We start from the raw sequence: 21,991 nt of genomic DNA, 5'->3' as shown, positions 1-21,991 counted from the left end.
CTTCCCTCAGTCTTTGAGGCCGGCGTTGATGTCGGCGTTCATCACGTACTTCTGGAACACGAGGTAGATGGCCACCAGCGGGACCATCGACATCACGGAGGCGCCGAGCAGGACCGACCAGTTCACGTTCTGGGCGCCGATGATGCTGGCGACACCGATCTGGAGGGTGAACTGGTTGGGGTCGTTGAGGATGATCAGCGGCCAGAGGTAGTCGTTCCAGCGCCACTGGAACGAGAAGATCGCCAGGGTGAGGATGATCGGCTTGGCCAGCGGCATCATGATGCGGATGAAGGTGGAGATCTCGCCGGAGCCGTCGATGCGGGCGGCTTCGAGTAGGTCGTTCGGCACGGTGACGAAGAACTGGCGGAACATGAAGGTGCCGGTCGCGGTGATCACGGCGGGCACGACCACACCGCTGAGGCTGTTGTAGAGGCCGAGGTTGCGGACCACCAGGAACAGCGGGGCCAGGATGGTCTCGCCCGGCAGCATGGTGGTGAGCAGGATGCAGACCGCGAAGATCTTGAGCCACCAGCTCTGGTACTTGGCCAGGGCGTACCCGGCGGCGGCGCTGGCCACGATGGTGAGCAGGGTGGCGGCGACCGCGACCAGCAGCGTGTTGATGAAGTACCGGGCGAAGTCGAAGCTCGTCCAGGCCTCGACGTAACCGTCGATGGTGGGGTTCTCCGGGAAGAACGTCAGCGGGTAGGAGAACAGCTTGCCGGCCGGTTTGAACGAGCTGATCACGAACCACAGGGTCGGGAAGCCGTAGGCGACGACCAGCAGCCACATGACCGAGCTGGCAGCGATCTTGCGGGCCAGGTCGCCGGTACGGCTTCCGGGACGCGCGTTCGGCTTCGTCCGCCGCAGCGCGGGCGGCCGGGTGGCGATGGCCATGTCAGGCTCCCTTGCGGCGGTTGGCCATCAACTGCACGACGGCGATGAGAGCGAGGATCAGCAGGAGCACGAACGACGCCGCGCTCGCGTAGCCGATCTGCGCCCGCTTGAAGCCGGTCGTGTAGATGTACTGGACGATCAGGTTGTTGGCGGTGCCGGGGCCACCGGCGTTCAGCGCGACGAACAGGCCGTACTCCTTCATCGTGTGCAGGGTGCTGAGCAGCACGACGATGAACGAGGTCGGCGCGATGGCCGGCAGGGTGATCCGGCGGAACTTCTGCCAGGCACCGGCCCCGTCGAGGTCGGCGGCCTCGTAGTAGGAGACCGGCACGTTCTTGAGGGCCGCGATGAACAGCAGCATGTTGAAGGCGGTGCCCATCCACGTCGCGGCGATGATCACGACGATCAGCGACAGGTCGGCGTTGGACTGCCACGGGACGGCGGCGATGCCGAACTTCGCGAGGACGAAGTTGACCAGGCCGAAGTTCTCCCCGAACATCCACCGCCAGATGACGCCGGCGATGATCGGCGAGATGAGCCACGGCAGGAAGAAGACCACCCGGGCGATGGTCTTGCCCTTGCTGTACGGGCTCACCAGCAGGTAGGCGGTGCCGAGCGACGCCACGAAGGTGAGCGGGACGACGCTGCCGGTGTAGATCAGGGTCCGCCAGAGCGCGGCCCAGAACGCCGGGTCGCCACTGAGTCGTTCGTAGTTGTCCAGGCCCACGAACGGGGCTGTGCCGACACCGGTGTAGCTGGTGAAGGAGTAGCCCAGCCCGATCGAGGCCGGCCAGATGAAGAACAGCGCGAACAGGCACAGGTTGACCGAGATCATCAGCAGGGGCGCCCCGACGTACCGGGCTTTGCGGACCTTGTGGACCATGGTTCGATTTCCTTCCCAGCGGTACGGGCCCGTCGCGAGGACGGGGCCCGTACGCCGCGGTCCTAGCCGATCTGCTGGTTGAGCCCGGCGACGATGTTGTCGACGGTCTTCTGGACGTCCTGCTCGCCGTTGATGAACTTCGCCATCTCCGCCTTGGTCGGGTCCTCCTGGATGGACTTGCCGGCCAGCAGCAGCTTCGTCAGGTTCGCCTGCCCCGACGCGGAGATCGGGTCGGCCATCTCCATCTCCTTGATGTACAGGGCGAACGCGTCCTTCGCGGCCTGCTTCTCGAACGGGTAGTTCAGCGTGAGACCGGACTCGATCGGCAGGTAGCCGTTGGTCTGGGCGAGCTTGGTGTAGTTGGCGGGCTGGAAGATGAAGTCCACCCACTTCTTGCCGGCCGCGGCCTTGTCGTTGTTGAAGGCGACCACCTTGCCACCGAGGTTGATGTCGGTGGCGTGCACCGGCTGGGCCGGGGTGGGGACACTGGCCCACTCGAAGTCGGTGATTCCCTTGGCGAAGTCGGCGACCTGCCAGACGCCGGAGTAGTAGGCGACCACCTGGCCGCTCTTGAACAGGGCGTTCGGGTCGGCGCCGGAGGTCCAGACGGACTTCGGCATCACCTTGTCGTCGTTGAGCTTGGCGAAGTCGGCGAGCGCCTGGACGGTGGTGGCGTCCGGAGCGGCGAACGTGGTGTCCGGAGCGAGCTGGAAGCCCTTGCCGCCGTGGGTGTAGATCCAGGAACGGATCCGGGCGGGCGAGTTGTCGTAGACGAGGTCGTACTTCGCGTTGGCGGCGGTGCGCACCTTCGTGGCCGCGGCCAGGAACTCGTCCCAGGTCCAGGTCTGGCTGGGGTCGGTGGGGTAGGCGACCTTCGCCTTGTCGAACAGGCTCTTGTTGATGAACAGCCCCGCCGCGGTCACGTCCGAGGGGATGGCGAGGACCTTGCTGTCCTGAGCGGTGATCAGATCCTTGTTGATCTTGTTGGCTTCCGCGTTCGCGATGCTGCTCAGGTCCTGGAGCTGGTTGACCCAGAGAGTGTCGATCGAGGGCACACTGGCCGTGTCGGGCAGCGAGTTCGCCTGCGCCGCCTGCCGCAGCTTGTCCTGGTAGCCCTCGTTGGGGACGTTGACGATCTCGACCTTGATGCCCTCCTTGGCCTCGAACTCCTTGGCCAGGTCGGTGTAACCCTGAGCCTGGGCCGAGGTGGAGAACCAGAAGGTGATGCTCTTGGCGTCACCGGAGGCGCTGTCAGAACCGGAAGAGCAGGCGCCGAGAGCGAGAACGGCGACGACTCCCGCTGCCAGGTACCCCTTCCGGACGGTTGCCGAAATGCCCATGACTATCTCCTCGATGAAATGTCTTCTCGTGGCGACGGACGTTAGAGGAAAGCGCTTACCTCGTCAACGACTTGTTAATTCATAGGTTTACTTAATTGACCTACGCCGAGATCCGCAGGCGCAGACGCGCCGGGGCTTTTCCGGACACGTAGAGGCGTTCTCCGCCCGCCGCGTCGGTGCCGCCGAGGAATTCGTACTCCTCACCCGGGTGGTACCCGGGCTCCGACTCCGCGGGCGTCGCCGCGGCCTCGGTGACGGTCACGCGCAGTTCGTCGCCGCCCACCCGGTAGGCGGCCGTGCCCGCGTCCAGCCGCCACCGGCCGCCGCCCAGGTCACGAGCGCCGGTCATCGTCCCGCCGGGCCGGAACGCGAGCTCCAGGGCCCAGTCCACCACCGCCCCGGACACGTCCATCACCAGGTCGGCGCCGGTCTCGGTCAGCGTCACCCGGATACCCGTGGTGAGAGCGACCTCGTCCCGGGGCCGCCGGCCGAACGCCATCGCGGCGCTGAACCGGCCGTCGTCGCCGAGGCCGTAACGGCCCCGGCCATCCCGGTCGGGCACGGCCAGCGGCTGGTAGTAGGCGGCCGACACGGTCTCGCTGAGCACGGCGGACGGCCCGCTCTCCAGCGCCAGGCCGTCGGAGCGGAACGGGCCGAGCCCGAAGAAGGTACGCGACAGGCGGACGCTGTCGAGCACGGCGGCGCCGGCGTACAGGCGCAGGAAGGTCGGCGAGTTCGCCAGGCCGGAGCGGATCCGGCCGTGCCGGGCGTGGTCGGAGCCGCCGAACACCACCGCCGTCGTGGCCGGGCCGTGGGAGACCAGCGTGCCCGCGGCGGCGAAGTGCCGTCGCCGCGGCCGGGCCGGCTCCACCGGCGGCGGCAGCGCCCGCCCCACCACCGGGTGCAGCAGCAACGCGGTGGCGGCCGACCCCGGCGAGTCAATGCCCTGGTCCAGCGCGAGCCCGGCGGCCCAGGCCAGATCGCCGCGGCCCCGCAGGACGGCCATCGCCCGCAGCGGGAGCAGATAGGCGCGCAACGGGATCGGATGCCGCTGGTCCTGGCGACGGGAGAGGACCGTCTCCACGGTGCCGTCCGGCAACAGCAGGTCGAGCGTGGCGGTCAGGTTCTCCTCGACGGCGTCCAGCAGCGCCGGCCGGCCGAAGACCTCGGCGATGGTGAGCAGCGACGGGTTGGAGACGTGGGCGGCGTAGTTGGCGCTGCGTTCGGAGTAGAGGCCGTCCTCGATGTCGACGCCCTCGGCCAGCCACTGCCCGACCCGTTGCGCGAGCGCCGGCCGCGGGGCGAGCCGGTGCAGGCGGGCGAGGGCCGCGGACAGCTCCCACCGGTGGTTGGGGGTGTGCACACCCCCGTTGATCAAGGCCGGCGTGACCGCGGCCAGCACGGAACCGAGACGGTCCGCGAGCCGTCGCGCGACCTCGTCGGTGGCGTCGCGCAGCAGCCACGCGGCGTCGGCGAGGTCGTTGACGCTGAACGCGGAGTCGGGGGGCGAGTCGACGTTGTCGCCGCCCCGGAACAGCCCGCTGGGATTCTGCCGGTCGCGCAGCAGCCCGGTCAGGCGCGCCGCGTGCCCGAGCAGACCGGCGTCACCGGTGGTGCGCCACGCCGCGACCAGCGTCTTGACCCGCTCGGCGAGCCTGCGGTGCTCCAGGAGCGGCCACGCGCCGCCACCGGACTCCGTGACGATCGCCCGGACCTCGGAGTCCAGAGCGGCACGCACCCGGGCGGCGAAGTCGCTGTCCAGGGTGGGATCAGGATCGGTCACGACGGTGGTGACCTCCTCGCCTTGAAATGTCAAACGCAAATAGGCGCCGCTTTTTTGGGCCAGCCCGGCAAGCGCTTTCCTTTAACGACCATAAACGCACCGGAACCTTGCGGCAAGATCACTAGCGGCGGTAGATCCCGGGAACCGGCGGCAGTCCCACGGAATGCCGTTGACCGCTTTCCAGCGCCGTCACACAGGCCTGCGCGACGAACGTGGCCGCGAACCCGTCCCAGGCGGTCGCGCCGCCGTCGGTCCCGTCGATCCAGTCCTGCAGTTCGAGCCGGTACGCCTCGGCGAACCGGGGCCGCCAGTCCCCCGGCAGAGCCCGCGCGTGCAGCCCGCCCCGGCGCAGCGACGTCGGCGGCGGCGCGTCGAGGGTAACCGTCCCGCTCTCGCCGACCAGTTCGCAGCGCACCTCGTACCCGTAGCGGGCGTTGACAAAGATCTCGACGTCGGAGAGGACCCCGGACGCGGTGGTGAGGATCAGCAGCTGTGGGTCCCGGGTGCCGCCGGCCTGCCCGCTGGCCCGCGGCGTGTGCACGGCGACCTCGGCGATCTCCTCGTCGAACAGCCACCGGGTGATGTCGAGCTCGTGCACCGCCGAGTTGGTGATCAGGGCGGAACTGGGCAGGCCGGGCACCGCGGCCGGGTTGCGGTGCACGTTGTGCAGCATCAGCGGCGCACCCACCTCACCGGCGCGCAGCAGCGCTTTCAGATCGGTGTATCCGGGGTCGAAGCGGCGCATGAACCCGACGGTGATCAGCCGGCCGCCGTGCGCGGTCTCGGCCTCGACGATGCGGGCGCAGCCCTCCACGGTGGGCGCCAGGGGCTTCTCACAGAGCACCGGCTTGCCGGCCGCCACGCAGGCGAGTACGAAGTCCTCGTGGGTCGCGTCCGAGGAGGCGATCAGCACCGCGTCGATGTCGTCGTCGGCGATCAGCGCGTACGGGTCGGCGAACACGCGTGCGCCGCCGCTGTCCGCCGCGACCCCGCGGGCCCGGTCGGCGTCGAGGTCGAAGACCCCGGCGACGCACGCGCCGGAGACCGCGTGGGTCAGCAGCCGAGCGTGGTCGGCGCCCATGATGCCGGTGCCGATGACACCGATCCGTTTCACCGTCGCGCCTCCGATCCCGGCACCGCTGTGCCCCGGTTCGAGCAGGGTGGTCACTGTGACACCTCGGTGAGGAACGTGAGGCTGCGGCGGACGTCGCCGAACGGCCCGTCGCCCTCGGCGGGCGGGCCCTCCAGCGCGCAGTCCTGTTCGAGGACGTACCAGCCGCGGTATCCGGCGGTCTCGAGCGCGCTGACGATCCCGCGGATGTCGACGTCGCCCGCGCCGAGCGGCGTGTACAGGCCGGCCCGGACCCCCTCGATGTAGCTGCGGCTACCGTCCTGCACGGTGGCGGCGACCGCGAGATCGACGTCCTTGAGGTGCACGTGCGTGACCCGCGCGGCGGCCAGGCCGAGCAGCTCGGCCGGCTGCATGCCGCCGATCAGCAGGTGGCCGGTGTCCAGGCAGATCGGCACATCGCTGCCGTCGAGCACCCGCAGCACGGCGTCCCGGTCCTCGACGGCGGTGCCGACGTGCGGGTGCAGGCTCGGGCGCAGCCCGCGGTCGGCGGCCATCGTCTGCAGGGTCCGCAGGGTGGCGAAGAGCGTGCGCCACTCGTCCTCGCCGAGACGGACCTTGTGGTCGTAGCTGCCGTCGCCGGACCGGGCGGCCAGCACGACCACCTCGGAGCCTCCGGCGGCCAGGGTGTCCATGGCGGCGGCGGCCTCGTCGAGGTCGGCCGCGGTGCAAACATGCATCGGTACGGGGAGGAAGCCCCCGATCAGCCGCAGGCCGTGCCGGTGCAGCGTGTCCCGTACATCCGCAGGCGTCTTGCCCAGATAGCCGGTCGGGCCCAGTTCGGTGGCACGCAGCCCGAGCCCGCTCATCTCGGCGAGCACCCGGTCGGCGGGCAGCTCGTGCCCCCAGCCGGGCGCCTCGCAGACACCCCAGGAGATCGGGGCGCCGCCGATGCGATCCGCGAAGCCGGTCATGAAAGATCGTCTCCTCACAGGTAGTCGCGCTGTCCGCGCTTGCCGTTGACGTATGCCGTGTGTGCCGTCCGCACCGTCTCCAGCGACGACGTCTCGGCGACCGGGACGTCCCACCACGAGTCACTGGACGGGGCGTCGACCAGGGGGTCGGCGTCGACGTGGACGACCGTGACGCCGCCGGCCTCCCGCGCCCGCGCCAGCGCGTCGCGCAACTCGGCGACGGTGGTGGCGCGCAGCACCGACGCGCCGAGGCTGGCGGCGTTGGCGGCCAGGTCGACGGGGAGGGTGTCACCGCCCAGGCGCCCGTTGTCGTCGCGGTAGCGGTAGGCGGTGCCGAACCGCTGGGCGCCGACCGAGGCGGAGAGCCGGCCGATGGAGGCGTAACCGTGGTTCTGGACCAGGACCACGATCAGTTTCACGCCCTCCTGCACGGCGGTGACCAGTTCCTGGGCCATCATCAGGTAGGAGCCGTCGCCGACCAGGACGAAGACCTCGCGGTCCGGGGCGGCGAGTTTCACGCCCAGCCCACCAGCGATCTCGTAGCCCATGCAGGAGAAGCCGTACTCGACGTGGTAACCCTTCGGGTCCCGGGTGCGCCACAGTTTGTGCAGGTCGCCGGGCATCGAACCGGCGGCGCAGACGACCACGTCACGCGGGCCGGCGGCGTCGTTGACGGCGCCGATCACCTCGGTCTGCGCGGGCAGCGGCGTGCTGCCCAGGTGGTAGGCGCGTTCGACGACGGCGTCCCAGTCGGCCGCCATCCGGGCCGCCCGCTCCTGGTATCCGGCGCTCGTCCGGAAACCGTCGAGTCGCGTGGTCAGTGCTTCCAGAGCCGCGCGGGCGTCGGCCACCACCGCCTCGCCGGAGTGCTTGGCGGCGTCGAACGCGGCGATGTTCACGTTGACGAAGCGCACCCGCGGGTCGGCGAAGGCGCTGCGGGACGCGGTGGTGAAGTCGCTCCAGCGGGTGCCGATGCCGATCACCACGTCGGCCTCGCGGGCGAACTCGTTGGCCGCCACGGTGCCGGTGGCCCCGACCGCGCCGAGGCTGAGCGGGTGGTCGTACACCATCGCGCCCTTGCCCGCCTGGGTCTCGGCGACCGGAATGCCGGTCGCCTCGGCGAACGCCCGCAACGCCTCGGTCGCCTCCGAGTAGATCACTCCGCCGCCGGCGACGATCAGCGGTCGTTCGGCGCTCGCGATCAGCGCGACGGCGCGGGCCAGGGCGCCGGGCTCCGGCAGGGGCCGGGGCACGTGCCAGACCCGCGGGCGGAACAGCGCCTCCGGGAAGTCGTACGCCTCGGCCTGCACGTCCTGCGGCAGGGCCAGGGTGACCGCGCCGGTCTCCGCCGGGTCGGTCAGCACCCGCATCGCGCCGAGCAGCGCCGACGGCAGTTGCTGCGGCCGCCAGATCCGGTCGAAGAAGCGTGACACCGGCCGCAGCGTGTCGTTGACGCTGATGTCGAAACCGCGCGGGTCCTCCAGCTCCTGCAGCACCGGGTTCGCGACCCGGGTGGCGAAGACGTCGCCGGGCAGCAGCAGGACCGGCAGCCGGTTGACGGTGGCCAGCGCCGCGCCGGTGACCATGTTCGTCGCGCCGGGCCCGATCGAGGTGGTGCAGGCCAGCGTCGACATCCGGTTGCGCATCCGGGCGAAGCCGGCGGCCGCGTGCACCATGCCCTGCTCGTTGCGGGCCTGCCGGAAGGGGGCCGCGTGCGGGTCGGTCAGCTCCGCCTCCAGCAGCGCCTGACCCAGCCCAGCGACGTTGCCGTGACCGAAGATGCCGAACCAGCCCTCGATCAGCCGGTGCTCGGTCCCGTCCCGCTCGGTGCGCTGCGCCGCCAGGAACCGCACGACGGCCTGCCCCACGGTCAGTCTCATGATTGCCGCCCCTTCCCCGGACCGAACGGCAGCCGCGGGTCGATCTCCTGGTCCGTCCAGGTGTCGCGCACCCAGGCGTGTTCCGGTTCGTCCTCGATCACCCAGGCCCGCTCCCCCGGCCCGGCCATCACGTTGAGGTAGTAGAGGTGGTAGCCGGGCGCGGCCATCGACGGCCCGTGCCAGCCGTCCGGGATCAGCACGACGTCACCGCTGCGCACCTCGTGCACGCCGTCGGCCCGCTGATAGGCGGGACCGCCGCCGTCGACCTCGAAGTAGTAGATCTCCTCCAGCTCGTCGTGCTTGTGCGGCGGGTACGACGACCAGTTGCCGCCCGGGGTGAGCACCTCGCAGGCGATGATCCGGTCGGCGTCGAGCACGTCGGTGGTGGCGAAGTTGTTGACCTGCCGCGAGCAGTTCCCGGCGCCGCGCATCTCGATCCGCTGCTCGGCGACCGGGACGTACCGGAACGGCAGCCGCCTCCCGGCGCGTGCGGTGGCCAGCGCGAACCGGCCGCCGGCGTCGCTGCGCAGCGTGAGAGCGGCCTCGATCGGCACATAGGCGACGTCGGTGGGACCGTCGAAGACGCTCGCCCGGCCGGTGAGCACCGCCTTCTCGCCGTCGGCGGTGACCGTGACCGACCCGGCCAGCGGCACCACCACGACCTCGTCGCCGCCGGTGGAGCAGTGGTACTCCTCCCCCGCCGCCAGCACCACGACCCGCAGGCCGCTGAAGCCCCAGCCCGCCGACTCCGGGGTCACGTCCAGCCGGATCACGCCGCCACCCCCGCCCGCACCAGCCGCACCGCGGCGTCGACCGCCGCGACCACGTCGCCGTCCGGCGGATAGAGCAGCGCCCGGCCGACCATCAGGCCCCGCACGCCCGGCGCGGCCAGAGCCCGGCCCCACGACGCGTACGTCTCCTCCGGGCTGCCCGACGGATCCCCGCCCAGCAACAGCGCCGGCATCGTGGTGGCCGCCATGACCGCCTCCATGTCCGCGACCACCGGCAACTTCAGCCAGGTGTACGCGCTCGTCCCGCCCAGTCCGGCGGCGATCGCCACCGACCGGGCCACCGCCTGCGGGCTCAGGTCGTTGACCACCGAACCGCCGTCGCCACGGGTCGACAGGAACGGCTCGACCAGCGCGATCAGCCCGTGCGCGGCGAGGTCGTCGACCGCCCGCGCGCTCGCTTCCAGGGTGCGGACGCTGGCCGGGTCGTCCGGGTCGATCCGCACCAGCATCTTGCCGCCGTCGAACCGCATCCGCGCGACGGCCGCCGCGTCGTATCCGGTGAACCGGTCGTCCAGCTCGAACACCGCGCCCTGCAGGCCCCCGCGGTTCATCGAACCGATGGCGATCTTGCCGTCGAGCTCGCCCAGCAGCAGCAGGTCCTCCAGGACGTCGGCGGTGCCGAGCACCCCGTCGACACCCGGGCGGCGCAGCGCGGTACGCAGCCGGCGCAGCAACTCGTAACGGTCGGCCATCGCGCCGCCGTCGCCGCGGACGCCGAGCGCGCCGCGTGCCGGATGATCGGCGGCGACGAGCATCAGCCGCCCTCCGGCGTCGGGCAGCAGCGGCCGCCGGACCCGGCGGGCGGCCGCCTCGGCGACCGCCTCCGGACGGGTGGCACGCAGGCCGCGCAGTGCGGCGAAGTCCTGATCAGACACGTCCGGCCTCCAGTACCCGCTCGACCTCGCCGGTCGTGGGCATCGCGGTCGAGCATTCGAGACGGCCGGCGACGATCGCTCCGGCCGCGTTGGCGAAACGGATGATCCGTTCCAGCGGCCAGCCCTCCAGCAGGCCGTGGCAGAGGGCGCCACCGAAGCCGTCCCCGGCGCCGAGCCCGTTGACCACGTCGACCTGCGCCGGCGGCACCCGGACCTCGGTGTCTCTGGTCCTGGCCAGGACGCCCTCGGGGCCGAGTTTGACGACGGCCAGCGAGACACCGGCGTCGAGCAATGCGCCGGCGGCCCGGTCCGGGTCGTCCTCGCCGACCGCGACCCGGCACTCGGTGAGGTTGCCGACAGCGACCGTGACCTTCGGCAACGCCTGCTGGACGGCATCGTGGGCGGCCTGCTCGGACGCCCAGAACATCGGCCGGTAGTCGAGGTCCAGCACGGTCAGCGGGCGGCGTCCGCGCGCCTGCCAGGCGGTGTGGTGGGCGGTCCGGCTGGGGTCCTGGGACAGGCCGGTGACCGTGCACCAGAAGACGCCGGCCGTGGTGACGGCGTCCAGGTCCAACTCGGCGCCGTCGATCATCAGGTCGGGGGCGGTGGGCAGCCGGTAGAAGTAGAGCGGGAAGTCGTCCGGCGGGAAGATCTCACAGAACGTGACCGGGGTCGGCAGGCCGGGCACCGCGGACACGAACCGGTCGTCGACGCCGAGTTCGGTGAGGGTGCGGCGCACGTACCGGCCGAAGGGGTCCTCGCCGACCCGGGTGATCACCGCCGTCCGGCGACCGTGCCGGGCCGCGGCGACCGCGACGTTCGTCGCGCTGCCGCCGAGGAACTTGCCGAACGAGGTGACGTCCTCGAGGCCGACCCCGGTCTGCAGGGGATAGATGTCGACACCGACTCGTCCCATGGTGACGACTTCGAAGTCCGGCATCCCACCTCCAAAGGCGTTACGGCAACATGTCGCCCAGGTTTCCGCTGGGCGTGGGAGCAGCCTCTGCCGCGATGTCGATCACGTCAAGAGTTTGTATTGACATTGTTCTCAAGGCACTGACAAACTTCCGCGATTGTCAATGAATCTTCCTCGAACCGGTGATCGCGGACGCCCCGCCGGCCACCCGGCCCGGTGACCTCAGGGTCACGCACCGAGGAAGGCTCACGCGAGCGAGGTGTTTTCCGATGCCCATGCCGCCCCTGGAGATCGACCGCACCAGCCCTGTTCCGATCTACTTCCAGATCGGCCGCCGCCTCGAGGAGGCGATCGATCGCGGCGAGCTCGTCCCCGGTGAGCGCCTGCCCACCGAGGTCGAACTGGCCGCCGCCCTCGACATCTCCCGGCCCACCGTCCGCCAGGCCGTCGAGGAACTCGTCAGCAAGGGACTGCTCACCCGCAAACGCGGGGTCGGCACGCATGTCACCGACGTGCAGGTGCGCCGGCGGGTCGCCCTGACCAGCCTCTTCGACGACCTGGCCGCCGCCGGCCGGCAGCCGCAGACCCGGCTGCTGCGCTTCGACCGCGAGTGCGTGGACCGGCACGCCGCCCGCATGCTCGGGCTGCCGGCCACCGAACGGCTGGTGCACTGCGAACGGCTGCGCCTCGCCGACGGCGTCCCGCTGGCCGTGCTGCGCAACTGGCTGCCGCCGCGCTTCGCCGACCTGAACGCCGACGCGCTGGCCACCCGCAGCCTGTACCGGCTGATGGGCGAGTGGAACGGGCGGCCCGCCGTGGCCAAGCAGCGGATCACCGCCAAGGCCGCGACACCGGCCCAGGCCCGGCTGCTCGACATCGGCCCGCACACGCCGCTGATCAGCATGCAGCGGACCTCGTTCGACGGCACCGGCGCGACCGTCGAGTACTCCGACAACCTGTACCGGGCCGACCACTACGCCATCGAGGTCACCGTCTTCAACCGCTGACCCGCCTCAGCCGATCGTCGCGCGCAGCGCCGCCGGCAGGCTCACCGCGGGTCCGGACAGGCCGTAGGCGGCCCGCACCGCCGCGGTGACCGCCGACACCGTCACACCGGGCACGACGTCCTCGAGGGCGCCCACGGTGGCCGACTCGAAGTCGTAGCCGAGCTCACGGTAGGCGGCCGTCAGCGCCTCGCGCAGGCGGGCGGCGCCGGTGACCTGGATGACGGTGCTGAACAGCCAGCCGTCCCGGGTCACCCGCTGCGCGGACCCGACGATCTTCATCCCGCCCGCGTTGATGCTGTACTCGCCGGGACAGTACTCACCGGGGACCGGGCCGATCCGCGCGTCGGCGCCGAGCCGCGACAGCAGCTCGGCGTGCAGGGCGGCGAACCGCTGGAACCGCTCCACCGGGTCGGGCGACCGCTGCTCGGCCCGATGGACGTGGTCGACGACCACGCTGCCGCGATGGTAGGCGGCGAGGCTGCCGCCCTGCGGTCGCACGACCGGGACGAACCCGAAGCGGCGGACGGCGGCGGCGGCCCGTTCGTGGCCGGGGCGCAGGGTGTCGCGGCGGCTGAACGCGGCGGTCGGCTCCGGCGAGTAGATCCGCAGGATGTCGCGGGCCTCGCCGAGGCCCTGCCGCAGCAGCAGCGGCCCGAGCGCCACATCGTGCGCCGGGCCGCCCGCCGCGTCGTCCCCGAGGAGCACCGGCGAGATCATCCGGCGCCTCTCGGGGAAGCCGCCATGGTTCCGGCCGTCACAGCCGGGCGATGGCCGAGGCCGGGTTCTCGATCGCGTCGGCCACGCCGCGCATGAAACCGGCCGCCACACCGCCGTCGCACACGCGGTGATCGAACACGAAGCTCATCTGCGTGATCTTACGGACGCACACCTGGCCGTCGACCACCCACGGCCGGTCCAGGATCCGTCCGAACCCCAGGATCGCGACCTGTGGATGGTTGATGATCGCGGCGCTGCCGTCGACGCCGAACCCGCCGTAGTTGTTGAGGGTGAACGTTCCCGCCGACAACTCCTGTGCGGTGGCCCGCCCTTCGCGGGCGGTGGCGGTGAGCCGGCGGATCTCCTCGCCGAGCCGCGCGGTCGTCATCGCCTCGGCGCCGATCACCGCCGGGACCACCAGGCCACGGTCGCCCTGCACCGCGATGCCGAGGTTGATCCGGTCGAATTCCACGATCTCCTGGCGCTCGGCGTCGAACCGGGCGTTGAGCACCGGGTAGTCGCGCAGCCCGGCCACGGTGAACCGGGCGATGTAGGCGAGCAGCCCGGGGCCGCCGGGGTTGCTCTCGCGCAGCCGCCACAGGTTCGTCGCGTCCACGTCGACCCACACGGTCGCCTCGGGGATCTCGGCCCGGCTGCGGGACAGCGCGGTCGCCGCCGCCTTACGGAACCCGGAGAGCGGGGTGCGCCGCTCCCCCTCGGCGGAGGCCGGACTCGCCGGCGCGACCGGCTCCGGGGTGGCCAGGCGCGCCACCGCACGCTCGACGTCCGCCCGGGTGATCACCCCACCACGGCCGGTCCCCTCCACGGTCCGCAGGTCGATGCCGTTGCCGCGAGCCAGGTTGCGCACCAGCGGCGAGATCACCGACGGCACCCGCTGCGGCCCGGCGCCCGGATGCGCGGGCGTGCCGGTGCGGGCCCGCGGCCGGCGGCGGCGAGTGGTGGACGGGCCGCCGGACGTGCCGTACCCGATGAGCACGTTGCCGGATCCGGCCTTCTCCTCCTCGCGATAGGCCGCGGCGGCCGGCTGCGGCGCCTCGACGGTGATCAGCGGCTCACCCACCGCGAGGACGGCGCCGGCCGGCGCGTGCAGGGTCGCGACCCGGCCCGCGTACGGCGACGGCACCTCGACCACCGACTTCGCGGTCTCGACCTCGGCGATGCTCTGGTCCACGGCCACCTCGTCGCCCTCGGCCACGAGCCACTGCACGATCTCCGCCTCGGTGAGCCCCTCACCGAGGTCGGGCAGGCGGAACGTCTGAGCCGACATCACTGCTCCCACTGAAGATCGTCGACGGCGTCGAGCACCCGGTCCACGCCCGGAAGCTGGAAGTGCTCCAGCTTCGGCGGCGGGTACGGGATGTCGAACCCGGTCACCCGGCGGATCGGCGCGGCCAGGGCGGTGAAGCATCGCTCGGTGACCCGGGCGACGATCTCCGACGACACGCTGGCGAACCCGGCCGCCTCGGCCACCACCACCGCCCGGCCGGTCGACCGGACCGCGGCGCACACCGTCTCGTCGTCGAACGGCACGATCGAGCGCAGGTCGACCACCTGCAGGCTGCGGCCCTCCCGGGCGGCGATCTCGGCGGCCTCCAGCGCCACCGGCACCGACGGCCCGTACGCGATCAGGGTCGCGTCGGTGCCCTCACGCCGCACCACCGCCGTGCCGATGCCGGGCTCCCGCACCGGCAGCTGGACCTCCTGCTTGCTCCAGTACAGCTTCTTCGGCTCCAGGAAGACGACCGGGTCGGGGGCGGAGATCGCCTCCCGCAGCAGGGCGTAGGCGTCGGCCGGAGTCGCCGGCGCCACCACGTGCAGGCCGGGCGTGTGCGCGTAGTAGGCCTCCGAGGAGTCGCAGTGATGCTCGACCCCGCCGATCCCACCGGCGTACGGCACCCGGATCACCATCGGCAGCGCCACCCGGCCACGGGTGCGGTTGCGCATCTTCGCGACGTGGCTGACGATCTGCTCGAACGCCGGGTAGGCGAACGCGTCGAACTGCATCTCCACCACCGGGCGCATGCCGTTCATCGCCATCCCGACGGCCATGCCCACGATCCCCGACTCGGCCAGCGGCGTGTCGAAACACCGGGCCTCGCCGAACTCGGCGGTCAGCCCGTCGGTGATCCGGAAGACCCCGCCGAGCGCCCCGACGTCCTCGCCGAACAGCACCACGGCCGGATCGGCGGCCATCGCGTCACGCAGCGCCTGGTTGAGCGCCTGCGCCATAGACAGGGTGCGGACTTCGGTCTTCGGTACGGGTGAGGCCAGAACCGTCATCAGTGCGCTCCCTCTCGGCTCAGCTCGTCGGCCACCAGCGCCGCCTGCTCCCGCAGTTGCGGGGTGGGACTCGCGTAGACGTACGCGAAAAGGTCGTCGGGGTCGGGGGTGACGTCCTGGTTGAGGCCGTCGCGCAGGTGTGTGGCCACCCGCTCGGCCTCCGCCGTGAACCGGGCGTGGACCTCGTCGGTGAGCAGCCCCCGGTCGCGCAGGTGGGTCTCCAGCCGGGTGATCGGGTCGCGCCGCACCCAGGCCGCGACCTCGGCGTCGTCGCGGTAACGGGTCGCGTCGTCGGCGTTGGTGTGCGCCTGCATGCGATAGGTGTGGGCCTCGATCAGCTGCGGCCCCTCCCCGGCCCGCGCCCGGGCGACCGCGGCGCCCAGCACGGCGAGCAGCGCGGCCATGTCGTTGCCGTCGACGCGTTCCCCCGCGATGCCGTAGCCGATGCCCTTGTGCGCCAGCGACGGCGCCGCGCTCTGCCGTGCGAGGGGGACGCTGATCGCGTACTCGTTGTTCTGCACGAAGAACACCACCGGGGCGCGGAACACGGCGGCGAAGTTCAGCGCCTCGTGGAAGTCGCCCTCGCTGGTGCCGCCGTCGCCGCACATCGCCATGACGACGGTCGGCTCGCCGCGCATCCGGGCCGCGTGCGCCACCCCGACCGCGTGCGGGAGCTGGGTCGCCAGCGGCGTCGCGTGCGGGGCCACCCGGTGCTCGTACGGGTCGTAGCCGCAGTGCCAGTCGCCCTTGAGCAGGCTCAGCGCCTCCACCGGGTCGACGCCCTTGCCGACCGCGGCGACCGTGTCGCGGTAGGTGGGGAACAGCCAGTCGTCGGCGGCGAGCACCTGCGCCGCCGCGACCTGGCACGCCTCCTGCCCGTGTGACGACGGGTAGACCGCCAGCCGGCCCTGCCGGACCAGGGCGTACGCCTGGTCGTTGAGACGGCGGGCGGTGATCAGCGATCCGAGCGCCCGGAGCAGGGTCGCGTCGTCCGGGACGGCGTACGAGGGGCTGTCAGCCGACCGGCCTTGTGGGTCGATGAGGCTGACCGGATCCGCGGACGGCAACAGCCGGCGGGGGTCAGATGTCATGCGGCAATGGTGTGACCTCAGTTACTGATGTTCCAGATCCTTGGCGCAGAACGAGAAGATCGGCTCCGCCGGGCACCGGTACGATGCCAGACGTCCAACTGAACGGGCGTTCGGGCAGGGAGTTGAAGACAGGTGGCCGACGCACTCGACGACATCGACCGGCGGATCCTGGCCGAACTCAGCCGCGACGGGCGGATGCCGATCCGCCAGCTCGCCGAGACGCTGCACATCTCCCGGGCCAATGCCTACGCCCGCGTCCAGCGGCTGCGCGAGACGAATGTGATCAAAGGGTTCCGCGCCGACGTCGACCACGTCGCCGCCGGGATGGGCACCTCGGCGTACGTCACGGTGAACCTGCGCCAGGCGGAGTGGCGGGAGGTCGGCGAACGGCTGCGCAAGCTGCCCGGAGTGGTGCACATCGCGCTCGTCGGCGGCGAGTTCGACGTCATCCTGCTGGTCCGGGCCAGGGACAACACCGACCTGCGCCGCCTGGTCCTGGACCGGATTCAGGGGATGCCGGAGGTGGTGAACACGCGGACCCTGCTGGTGTTCGAGGAGTTCGAGCCACCTGCCTCGGCCGCCATGTGGGAGGCGTGACGCCGCCCTACCAGGTGCGCACGCCGGGCAGCGCCGCGTTCAGCAGATGCCGCAACTCGGCCAGCCGCAGCAGCCGCCCCGCGCCGAGATATCCGGCGGCGCCGGCGAACCCGGCGGCGACCCCGGTGACCAGCGCGCCCGCCCAGGCCGACGCGTCCACCGCCGGCGCCAGCGCCCAGACGGCCAGGCCCGCGCACACCGCGCCGCTGAGCGCGGCGGCGAACACCCTGATGTGGGTACGGATCAAGCGCTTGCCGTCGATGTACCCGAGCCGCCGGCGCAGCACCACGGCGGTCAGGCTCAGCCCGGTGGTGTAGGCCACGGCGTAGGCGACGGGGATGCCGATGACGATGTCCCCGGGCTGCAGCAGCCACCCCGCCACGGCGCATCCCGCCACGCCGACACCGGCGACGACCGCGGTGATCAGCGCGGACGTCCTGGTGTCCTGGAGGGCGTACAGCCCTCGCTGCAGGATCATGTAGCTGGTGAACGGCACCAGCGTCAGCCCGTAGGCCGCCAGGACCAGGCCGAGCACCCGTACCGTCGCGGCGCTGCTGTTGCCGTGGTCGAACAGCACGGTCGCGATCCGCGGGCCGAGCAGGATGAACGCGGTCGCGATCGGCGCCATGACGACCAGCGCGGTGCGGACCGCCCGCGACAGCCCGGTGACGACCCGCTGCTGTTCACCGCGGGCCGCGTACTGGCTCAGCCGCGGCAGCATCGCCGTCATGACCGAGACGGCGACGACCGCGAACGGGACGTGGAAGATCGCGTTGGCGTACTGGTAGGCGGTGATGCCGCCGAGCCCGCTCCACGATGCCGCCCTGGTCGCCGCGGCGACCAGGATCTGGGTGGCGACGACCGACAGCAGCACCCAGGCGCCGAGCTCGCCGATCCGCCGGATCCCGATGCCCCGGGGGTCCAGGCGCAGCCGGACCGGGAACCCGGCCCGGCGCAGAGCCCACACCACCAGCACCATCTGAGCCAGCACCCCGGCCGTGGTGCCCAGCGACAGCAGCAGCAGGTGGCCCGTTTCCAGGGTGGTCGTGGTGCTGCCGCCGACGGCCGCGTAGGCCAGGCCGACCGCGATGACGATGACGCTGTTGCACAGCGGCGCCCAGGCCGGCGCGCCGAAGTGCCCGCGGATGTTCAGGACCGCGGCCGCGGTGGCGCTGATGCCGTAGAACAGGATCTGCGGCAGGAAGTACCGGCTGAACACGATCGCCAGTTCGCGCTGATCGGTGGTGAAACCGGGCGCGTACAGGTCGATCAGCAGCGGCGCGGCGGCGATCGCGACCAGGGTGAGGGCGCTGAGGATGTAGACGATCAGGGTGAGCAGCCGTTGCGCGTACAGCACCCCGCCGTCGGGTTCGCGCAGCGCCGCCCGGGTCAGCAGCGGCACCACGATGCTGGCCATCGTCCCGCCGACGATCAGCTCGTAGACGGCGTTCGGCAGGGTGTTCGCGATGTTGTAGGTGTCGAGCAGCCTGGTGCCCAGCCCCAACGCGGCGGCGAGCACCAGGATGCGGACGAAACCCGCGATCCGCGAAGCCAGCGTGGCGATGGCCAGGCTGCGCCCGGCCCGGCTGATCGAAGATCCGTCTGTCACGACGACCTGTCTACCCGGTCAACGCGAGCCGGGGTTCTCCCGGGCCCGCCGGACGATCCTGCGCCGCACGATCCACGTCAGCACGCCACCGCCGATCGCCACCAGGACCGCGGCGACCAACAGCAACGCCGGAGGGAGCGGTCCGTAGTCGGGCCTGGCCGAGGCGCGGGTCACCCCCGCGGCGGCGATCTGCGCCGCGACGTCGAGATCGCTCACCCCGAGGGGTGTCTCCAACAACACCTCGGGCGTGCCCGCCCCCGCCGGGATCGCGAGCAGCCGTACCCGCCCGGTGCCGTCCTCCTGGAACATGCCGGCTTCCGCGCCGGCCTTGAACTCGGGCGCGGCGTCCGGCGCGGCGAGTTTGGCGGTGGCGACCGCGGCGCCGTCCGCACGCCAGCCGAGCACACGCAGGTGCCGCGCCTCGGTGGCTTCGAGCTCCGCCCAGACGGAGGTCTCCCGGCCGGTCAGCGCGTCGCGGCGGATCAGCCGCCAGGGGCCGCCGTCGCTGTCGCGCCGGGCCGTGACCAGGGAACTCCCGTCCGGCAGCCACGAGCCCGACCCGGCCAGGAGCTCACGGTTCAGCGGCACCGTCGCGTACGCCGCCGGCGTGGCCGCGTCGAGCCGGTAGAGCCGCAGTTCGTCGCCGAGGTGCAGGGCCAGGCGGGTGTTGTCGGCCGAGACCGACACGGCGAGGCCCGCGAACAGCGGGAGGTCGCTGTTGTCGACAGCGGCGATGACGCTGCGGCGGGCCAGGTCGTAGACCTCGACACGGCTCCCGTAGTGGTCCCGGCCGTTCAGGGTGGTCGTGCCCTCGCCGGTCTCGTACACCACGAGAGAACCGTCCGGCGAGAACGCCCGCACGTCACCGGGCAGCTCGACGGCGGATCCCGGCCGGGTCAGCGACCGGACGGCCCGGTGGCGGGCGATCGACTCGCCGTCCGGCGAGAGGAGCGCCTCCGAGCCGGGCGCCGTGAACACGAAGTCCCGGAAGACGCGGTAGCGATCGCCGTCCGCGGCGACGGCGGCGAACCGTCCCTCGTTCCACGCGTCGGCGGTGGCGTCACCCCCGAAGATCATCGCGGTTCGCCCGGGCGGGGACGACTCGGCCGAGGCAGCCCACAGCGGGGGCAGGTGAAGCTCGCTGGGCAGGCCGGCGGCGGGCGCCTCCGGCTGGCCGGCGCTGTCGACGTGGCCAGGCCGGGACAGCCCGAGGCCGAGTGCCAGCGTCAGCACCAGCACGAATCCCGCCGACGCCCGGACGGCCCGGCGCTGCCGGGCACGGGCGCGGGCCCGGTCGAAGAAGTCGTCCGGGACCGCTGCCGCGGGGGCCTGCCGGGCGAGCGCCCGCAGACCGTGTCGCAGATCGTCTCGCACGTTCATGACGTCACCTCCATGCCGGCCGGCCGATCGGATGCGGGGCGGACCGGGTCCGCGAACGAGGCGAGTTCGGGGGCCACCTGGCGCAGCCGGCGAAGCGCGTGCCGGGTCTGGCTCTTCACCGTCCCGAGCCGGCAGCCGAGCCGGGCCGCGGTCTGCGTCTCGCTGAGGTCCTCGTAGAAGCGCAGGATGAGCACCGCGCGCTGTTTCGGCGTCAGCCGGCCCAGCGCCTCCCGCAGGGTCATGCTCAGTTCCGGCTCGCCGAACGCGGGGACCTGCCGTTCCGGCAGCTCGGCGGTGAGGCTCTCGACGACCCGGCTGCGGCGCCGGCGCCACCAGCTCACCGCCTGGGTGTAGAGGACACGCCGGGCGTACGCCGCCGGGTCGTCGACCTTCCGCCAGCGCGTCGCCACCTCCGCGAGAGCCGTCTGCACCAGGTCCTCCGCATGATGCCGATCGCCGGTCAGAAGATAGGCCGCTCTCAGCAACCCGTCGGTCTCGGCACGCGCGAAGGACTCGAACCTTCGCCGTGCCGTCTCATCCACCTCGAACACCCTGCCTCCTCGGTAGGTATGACGCACCGCGGGCCCGTGGTGGAGGGAACCCCTGGAGACATTCGCCGCGCGAACCCGGCCGGGGAGACTACTGCCCTTGGCCGTCGCCGCCGAGCCGGGCCGCCCGCAGAGCCAGGTAGCGCTGCTCGGGAAGACTCGTGGTGCGGCTCGCCGCGGCACGGTAGTGCTCGGCGGCGGCCCGCCGGTCGCCGGCCATCTCGCACAGGTGCGCTCGGGCCGCGTGCAGCCGGTGGTGGCGGGCCAGGCGCGGGTCGCCGTCGAGCACCGCGAGGGCGTCGAGGCCGGCGTGCGGGCCGTGCACCATGGCGACCGCGACGGCACGGTTGAGCGCGACCACCGGGTTGGCCGACAGCCGTTCCAGCACCTCGTATAGGGCGAGGATCTGCGGCCAGTCGGTTTCCCCGGCGGTCGGCGCCTCGTCGTGCAACGCGGCGATCGCCGCCTGGATCTGGTACGGCCCGACCGGCCCACGGGGAAGCGCGTGGGTGATCAGCGCGATGCCCTCGGCGATGGCGCCGGCGTCCCAGCGGCCGCGGTCCTGGTCGGCCAGCGAGATCAACTCGCCGGTGGGGCCGGTACGGGCCGAACTGCGGGCGTCGGTGAGCAGCATCAGCGCGAGCAGCCCGGTGACCTCGCTGTCGCCGGGCAGCAGCGCGTGCACGGCCCGGGTCAGCCGGACGGCCTCCGCCGACAGTTCGATCCGGCGCAGCCGCGGCCCGGCGCTGCTGGTGTGCCCCTCGCTGAAGATAAGGTAGAGGACGTGCAGCACGGCGGCGAGCCGGCGCGGCCGGTCGTGCTCGTCCGGCATCCGGAACGTGCTTCCGGCGGCCTTGATGCTCTGCTTGGCCCGGCTGATCCGTTGCGCCATAGTGGGCTCGGGAACCAGGAAGGCCCGAGCGATCTCGGCGGTGGTGAGGCCGCCGACCGCCCGCAGGCTCAGCGCGATGGCCGAGACGGTCGACAGCACCGGGTGGCAGCACAGGAACAGCAGGACCAGCGTGTCCTCTCGCTCGACGGGGGCGTCGAGATCGGTCGGCGGCGCCGACAGCCGGGCGGCGAGTTCCTCGCGCCGGCGGCGGGCCTGCTCGCTGCGTACGTGTTCGATCATCCGGCGGTGGGCGGTCTGGATCAGCCAGCCGCGGGGGTTGTCCGGCCGGCCCTGGGCCGGCCACTGCGTGGTGGCGGCCAGCAGCGCCTCCTGCACGGCGTCCTCGGCCGCCGCGAAGTCGCCGAACCGGCGGGTGAGCACGCCGACGACCTGCGGCACGAGTTCGCGCAGCAGGTCGTCGGCGAGCCGGTCAGAAGTATTCAG

At 71.9% G+C, this 21,991-nt stretch carries 20 protein-coding genes; 2 read left to right on the top strand and 18 right to left on the bottom strand.

The window, feature by feature from the left end:
• Positions 1-6 precede the first annotated feature (6 nt).
• The 10 genes from QLQ12_RS17400 to iolC all read right to left on the bottom strand — a co-directional run bounded on the left by QLQ12_RS17400 (position 7) and on the right by iolC (position 11,429).
• Positions 7-894, bottom strand: a complete 888-nt coding sequence (locus tag QLQ12_RS17400) for a carbohydrate ABC transporter permease (RefSeq protein ID WP_282761124.1) — start codon at positions 892-894, stop codon at positions 7-9.
• Position 895: 1 nt separating this feature from the next.
• Positions 896-1,777: a carbohydrate ABC transporter permease gene (locus QLQ12_RS17395; RefSeq protein ID WP_282761123.1), complete on the bottom strand. Its 882-nt coding sequence runs from the start codon at positions 1,775-1,777 to the stop codon at positions 896-898.
• A 62-nt stretch (positions 1,778-1,839) separates the two neighbouring features.
• Positions 1,840-3,117 (bottom strand): ABC transporter substrate-binding protein, encoded by a 1,278-nt coding sequence (locus QLQ12_RS17390; protein WP_282761121.1) that lies wholly within the window; start codon positions 3,115-3,117, stop codon positions 1,840-1,842.
• Positions 3,118-3,217: 100 nt separating this feature from the next.
• A complete protein-coding gene (locus QLQ12_RS17385; protein ID WP_282761120.1) occupies positions 3,218-4,900 on the bottom strand; it encodes a hypothetical protein in 1,683 nt (560 codons plus the stop codon).
• 121 nt (positions 4,901-5,021) lie between these two features.
• Positions 5,022-6,068, bottom strand: coding sequence for a Gfo/Idh/MocA family protein (locus tag QLQ12_RS17380; protein ID WP_282761118.1), 1,047 nt, complete (start codon positions 6,066-6,068; stop codon positions 5,022-5,024).
• Entirely contained in the window at positions 6,065-6,943 is an 879-nt protein-coding gene (locus tag QLQ12_RS17375; protein WP_282761117.1) for a TIM barrel protein, read from the bottom strand. Before QLQ12_RS17375 ends, QLQ12_RS17380 begins: the two co-directional genes overlap by 4 nt.
• 14 nt (positions 6,944-6,957) lie before the next feature.
• A complete protein-coding gene (gene iolD, locus QLQ12_RS17370) occupies positions 6,958-8,823 on the bottom strand; it encodes a 3D-(3,5/4)-trihydroxycyclohexane-1,2-dione acylhydrolase (decyclizing) (protein WP_282761115.1) in 1,866 nt (621 codons plus the stop codon).
• Positions 8,820-9,596 (bottom strand): 5-deoxy-glucuronate isomerase, encoded by a 777-nt coding sequence (gene iolB, locus QLQ12_RS17365; protein WP_282761113.1) that lies wholly within the window; start codon positions 9,594-9,596, stop codon positions 8,820-8,822. Before iolB ends, iolD begins: the two co-directional genes overlap by 4 nt.
• Complete coding sequence (locus tag QLQ12_RS17360; protein WP_282761111.1) at positions 9,593-10,489, bottom strand: Cgl0159 family (beta/alpha)8-fold protein; 897 nt, start codon at positions 10,487-10,489, stop codon at positions 9,593-9,595. The genes iolB and QLQ12_RS17360 overlap by 4 nt, the downstream gene beginning before the upstream one ends.
• Positions 10,482-11,429 carry a 5-dehydro-2-deoxygluconokinase gene (gene iolC, locus QLQ12_RS17355; RefSeq protein ID WP_282761109.1) on the bottom strand — a complete coding sequence of 316 codons (948 nt, stop codon included), beginning with the start codon at positions 11,427-11,429 and terminating at the stop codon, positions 10,482-10,484. Before iolC ends, QLQ12_RS17360 begins: the two co-directional genes overlap by 8 nt.
• A 245-nt stretch (positions 11,430-11,674) precedes the next feature.
• Between iolC and QLQ12_RS17350 the strand changes: the two genes are divergently transcribed.
• Positions 11,675-12,412: a GntR family transcriptional regulator gene (locus QLQ12_RS17350; protein ID WP_282761108.1), complete on the top strand. Its 738-nt coding sequence runs from the start codon at positions 11,675-11,677 to the stop codon at positions 12,410-12,412.
• A 6-nt stretch (positions 12,413-12,418) separates the two neighbouring features.
• Here QLQ12_RS17350 and QLQ12_RS17345 read toward each other — a convergent pair whose 3' ends face one another.
• From QLQ12_RS17345 to pdhA, 4 genes are read right to left on the bottom strand one after another with little or no spacing between them, the layout of a single operon-like run.
• Positions 12,419-13,117, bottom strand: a complete 699-nt coding sequence (locus QLQ12_RS17345) for a lipoate--protein ligase family protein (protein WP_282761106.1) — start codon at positions 13,115-13,117, stop codon at positions 12,419-12,421.
• Between the two features lie 49 nt (positions 13,118-13,166).
• Entirely contained in the window at positions 13,167-14,417 is a 1,251-nt protein-coding gene (locus tag QLQ12_RS17340; RefSeq protein ID WP_282761104.1) for a dihydrolipoamide acetyltransferase family protein, read from the bottom strand.
• Entirely contained in the window at positions 14,417-15,430 is a 1,014-nt protein-coding gene (locus QLQ12_RS17335) for an alpha-ketoacid dehydrogenase subunit beta (protein ID WP_282761102.1), read from the bottom strand. The genes QLQ12_RS17340 and QLQ12_RS17335 overlap by 1 nt, the downstream gene beginning before the upstream one ends.
• Positions 15,430-16,521, bottom strand: coding sequence for a pyruvate dehydrogenase (acetyl-transferring) E1 component subunit alpha (gene pdhA / locus QLQ12_RS17330; protein WP_282761101.1), 1,092 nt, complete (start codon positions 16,519-16,521; stop codon positions 15,430-15,432). The genes QLQ12_RS17335 and pdhA overlap by 1 nt, the downstream gene beginning before the upstream one ends.
• Before the next feature lie 132 nt (positions 16,522-16,653).
• Between pdhA and QLQ12_RS17325 the strand changes: the two genes are divergently transcribed.
• Positions 16,654-17,118 (top strand): Lrp/AsnC family transcriptional regulator, encoded by a 465-nt coding sequence (locus QLQ12_RS17325; protein ID WP_282761100.1) that lies wholly within the window; start codon positions 16,654-16,656, stop codon positions 17,116-17,118.
• 7 nt (positions 17,119-17,125) lie between these two features.
• Here the strand turns inward: QLQ12_RS17325 and murJ are convergent, their stop codons facing one another.
• The 4 genes from murJ to QLQ12_RS17305 form a co-directional block, all read right to left on the bottom strand.
• Positions 17,126-18,688, bottom strand: coding sequence for a murein biosynthesis integral membrane protein MurJ (gene murJ / locus QLQ12_RS17320; protein WP_282761252.1), 1,563 nt, complete (start codon positions 18,686-18,688; stop codon positions 17,126-17,128).
• A 57-nt stretch (positions 18,689-18,745) separates the two neighbouring features.
• Positions 18,746-20,107: a WD40 repeat domain-containing protein gene (locus QLQ12_RS17315; protein ID WP_282761099.1), complete on the bottom strand. Its 1,362-nt coding sequence runs from the start codon at positions 20,105-20,107 to the stop codon at positions 18,746-18,748.
• On the bottom strand, positions 20,104-20,658 hold the full coding sequence (locus QLQ12_RS17310; protein WP_328518286.1) for a SigE family RNA polymerase sigma factor: 555 nt from the start codon (positions 20,656-20,658) through the stop codon (positions 20,104-20,106). Before QLQ12_RS17310 ends, QLQ12_RS17315 begins: the two co-directional genes overlap by 4 nt.
• Positions 20,659-20,746: 88 nt before the next feature.
• Complete coding sequence (locus QLQ12_RS17305) at positions 20,747-21,991, bottom strand: RNA polymerase sigma factor (protein WP_282761249.1); 1,245 nt, start codon at positions 21,989-21,991, stop codon at positions 20,747-20,749.

Origin of the sequence: Actinoplanes sandaracinus (assembly GCF_030009775.1) — a bacterium.
GTDB classification, from domain to species: domain Bacteria; phylum Actinomycetota; class Actinomycetes; order Mycobacteriales; family Micromonosporaceae; genus Actinoplanes; species Actinoplanes sandaracinus.
The sequence above is the reverse complement of the archived record's forward strand: the minus strand, read 5'-3'. Positions and strand labels throughout refer to the sequence as shown.